Raw genomic sequence first — 408 nt, 5'->3', positions numbered from 1 at the left:
GAGTTGGAAGAACAGATTGCCGCCGCCCTGGACGACCGGTAAATATCCGATCTCGTCAACGATGAGCAGGCTTGGCCTGCAGAAGAAGCGAATGCGCTCCTGAAGCCGACCCTCACGTTCGGAACGGTCCAGCGCACCGATGAGGTCGGCAAGCTTCGTGAAGTAAACGCTCTTTCCAGCTTTGACGGCTTCGACGCCGAGCGCCGTGGCAAGATGACTCTTGCCGGTTCCAGGTGGGCCGAGGAAATGCACGGCCTCGTGTCGATCGACGAAGCCAAGCGGGGCCAGGGTGAAGATGCGATCTCGGTCGAGGGAAGGTTGGAAGGTGAAGTCGAAACCGGCAAGGGTTTTGATCGTCGCCAACCTCCCCATTCTTAAGGCGGTCTTGATGCGGCTGTTCTCGCGCAG

Annotated in this window: 1 pseudogene; it reads right to left on the bottom strand. The window is 59.3% G+C overall.

What is annotated here, in order from left to right:
- A pseudogene (istB, locus tag G8E10_RS25805) lies at nucleotides 1-408 on the bottom strand (IS21-like element ISRel3 family helper ATPase IstB); the annotation flags it as partial.

Origin of the sequence: Ferranicluibacter rubi (genome assembly GCF_011603255.1) — a bacterium.
In the GTDB taxonomy this organism is placed as follows: domain Bacteria; phylum Pseudomonadota; class Alphaproteobacteria; order Rhizobiales; family Rhizobiaceae; genus Ferranicluibacter; species Ferranicluibacter rubi.
The sequence above is the reverse complement of the archived record's forward strand: the minus strand, read 5'-3'. Positions and strand labels throughout refer to the sequence as shown.